Raw genomic sequence first — 3252 nt, 5'->3', positions numbered from 1 at the left:
GATCGCGAGGCCCAGGCCCGAGCCGTGATAGGTCTTGGTGAGCTGGCTCTCCACCTGCTCGAACGGGCGGCCGAGCCGTGCCAGCGAATGCGGCGCGATGCCGATGCCGGTGTCGGCGATCATCAGCACGATCCTGTCGTCGAGCTGCCGGCTGCGCACCACGATGCGTCCGCCGTCGGGCGTGAACTTCACGGCGTTGGAGAGCAGATTGACGATGATCTGCTTGGTGGCGCGGCGGTCGGCGACGACGGAGATGGATTTTGCGATGTCGGCGTCGAGTGTCAGGTGCTTGTCCTGGGCGCGGCCGGTGACGACCCGCAGGGATTCCGCCAGCGTCTGCGCCAGGTCGAGCTCTTCCAGGTCGAGCTTCATGCGGCCGGCCTCGATCTTGGACATGTCGAGGATGTCGTTGATGACCTCCAGCAGGTAGTGGCCGCTGGTCAGGATGTCCTGGCAGTATTCCTGGTACTTTTCGCTGCCGAGTTCGCCGAACATGCCCGAGCCCATGATCTCGGAGAAGCCGATGATGGCGTTGAGCGGCGTGCGCAGCTCGTGGCTCATATTGGCGAGGAACTTCGACTTGGTCTGGTTGGCCTCCTCGGCGCGGGTCTTCTCGCGCTGGTACTTCTCGGCGAGATCGGCGAGCTCAACCGCCTGGCGCTCCAGCGCGGCCTGCGAACGCTTGAGGTCGATGACGGTGGCCCGCAGGCGCAGATCGTTGTCGACCAGCTTCTGCTCGTGCTCCTTGATGCGGGTGATGTCGGTACCGACCGAGACGTAGCCGCCGTCCTTGGTGCGGCGCTCGCTGATGTGCAGCCAGCTGCCGTCGTCGAGCTGGGCTTCGAAGGTGCGCGCGCCCGGGCCTTGGCTCGCGGTCTCGTTGTGGCGGGTGCGGACCTCCGGCATGCGGCCGACCTCGAGCACGGTCTCGTAGGAGGTGCCGGGAATGACGGCGCTGTCGGGCAGCTTGTGCAGGCGCTGGAAGTGCGAGTTGCAGAGCACCAGGCGGTCGCTCGCGTCCCACAGCACGAAGGCTTCCGGAATGGTCTCGATGGCGTCGCGCAGGCGGAGGTCGGCTTCGACGGTGCGCTCGGCGAGGCTCTTCTGCTCGGTGATGTCGACGGCGATCCCGATCAGGTGCACGCTGGAATCGGTGGCCCCGCGTGTCTTTTCGCAGCGGACGCGGAGCCAGATCCAATGGCCGTCGACATGCTGCATGCGGAAGGTCTGGTCGATGTGGTCGATCTTCTCGGAGATGAGCTGGTCGGCGATCGCGAACAGGTCGATGTCGTCGGACTTCACCAGCGCGTTGACCTCGCCGAAGGTGAGAAGCTCGTGGCGGCCGTCCAGGCCGAGCATCGAGAACATCGACTGCGACCAGAAGATCCGGCCGCGCGACAGGTCCCAGTCCCACAGGCCGCAGCGGCCGCGGTTGAGCGCGGTGTCGATCCGGCCGCGCACGGCGTCGTTGATGAGGTCGCCCTCGCGGGCGCGGGTGGACTGCCAGTGGAAGGCGAAGCCGAGGATCAGGACGACGAAGCCGGTGGTCGCCGACAGCGTCACCGAGAGCGCGGCGTCCGAACCCCAGATCGGCTCGTTGCGCTCTTGGATCACGGTGACGAAGCCGGGCATCGACTTGATCTGCCGCGAGGTCGCCATCGCGGCGTTGCCGCTCGGCAGCGTCATGTCGGAGATGTTGCCGTCGCGCGTCGGCGCCGCGAGCAGTTGCGCCGTGGTGATGGCATCGAGCAGGCGGTCGTTGCCTGAAGGGTCGCTGTCGATCGGGATGCGGGCGAGAACGCGGCGGTCGATGCCGGCCGAGGTGACGATGACGTGGCGGCCCGTGGCCGTGCCCCAGGTCGGGATCAGATCGGGCAGCAGTGCCGGCAGGCTCTCGATGTTCTTGAGCCGCTCCTGCCGCACGGAGGTGAGGCGGTCGATGCGTTCGGCGAGCAGATCGGCGAGCGCTGAGATGTCGTGGCGGATCACCATCCGCTTCTGACGCGTCTGATCGACGACCTGCACGAACGCGCCGAGGCAGATCGTGATCAGGAATGCGATGATGAGCGTCGGCACGGCGCGACGAAGCGCCGGCTCTGCGATCAAGAGCCGATGATAGGCAGGTTTCGCGATCGATTGCGCCAATCCTTTGATCGAATCGGATTGGACGCACGCGTTCGCGGCGTCTGCACGCGACATGCCTTCGGCCCCCTGAAAACCAGCTTGCAACTGAAGTCCGGAAGCAGCCCCACATCGCTTCCGAATCACAGCGATTTGAATCCAGTTTTCGCGGGCTGTCGAGAGTCAACGAATCGTTAACGCGAAATTATTCTTATCCAACGCGCAGTTTGCGCGTCGTGCGCCCGCAAACTCACGGACGCGAGGAGTCCGAAACGAGAACGTGTGACTCCTCGCACATTCTTCGTCTCGTGCGCCTCGTCACGCGCGCGGCGGCTCAGCGTGACTGATCACGCGCTTCACGCTCGGGAACGCGCGCCGCAGCGCGCGCTCGACCGCGTCGACATGCTCGTGCACCTTGATCACGCTCATCGACGGCGTGGCCCGGCAGTGGAAATTGACGATCTCGCCGGCATCGGTGTTGCGGACGCGGACATTATGGATGTCGTGGATCTCGCCGTCGGCGGCATATTCCGTCAGCGCGGCGGCGATGGTCCGCACCCGTTCCGGCGTGGCATCGACCCCGAACGGCAGTTCCGGTTCCAATGGCTCGATATGGACGTCGACCTCGACGTCGTCGCCGAACTCCACCTGGATGTTACGCTCCAGCGTGTTGGCGACGTCATGGGCGGCGTCGAGCTGCATTCCGCCGTCGACCTCGAGGTCGATGCTGACGATCAGCTTGGCGCCGAGATCGTGCACCGTGACATGGTGGATGGCGAGCCCGGAATTGCGCGCGATCACCATGATGCGGTCGCGCACGGTCTCGTTGTCGCGCGCGACCGGCACCGCAGCAAAAGTGAGGTCGGCATCGCCGAACGCCTTGGTGACGGCGGTCTGCGCGTTGCGCTTGATGTCCTCGACCCGGTCGATCGGATAGGTCCGCGGCACCTTCGCGATGGTGTCGATGAACGTGGTCGCCCCGACCATGCGCACCCGCAACCGCTCGATATCGATCACGCCGGCCACGCTCCGGATCGCGGCTGTGGCCTTCTCGTGCGCACCCTCGGGGGCGCGGTCGACCAGCGTCTGCACGGTCGAGCCGGCCATGCGCAGGCCGAGCAGGGCGATCAT

At 65.8% G+C, this 3252-nt stretch carries 2 protein-coding genes; both read right to left on the bottom strand.

The window, feature by feature from the left end; translation table 11 throughout:
- A partial coding sequence (locus MOV75_RS32065; RefSeq protein ID WP_247007324.1) for a histidine kinase dimerization/phospho-acceptor domain-containing protein occupies positions 1-2199 on the bottom strand: 2199 nt, incomplete at its 3' end.
- Positions 2200-2439: 240 nt separating this feature from the next.
- The coding region (locus MOV75_RS32060; RefSeq protein WP_309486986.1) for a cation transporter dimerization domain-containing protein at positions 2440-3252 on the bottom strand (813 nt) is incomplete at its 5' end.

The sequence above is a fragment of the Bradyrhizobium sp. PRIMUS42 genome, from assembly GCF_023006515.1.
Lineage (GTDB): Bacteria > Pseudomonadota > Alphaproteobacteria > Rhizobiales > Xanthobacteraceae > Bradyrhizobium.
The sequence above is the reverse complement of the archived record's forward strand: the minus strand, read 5'-3'. Positions and strand labels throughout refer to the sequence as shown.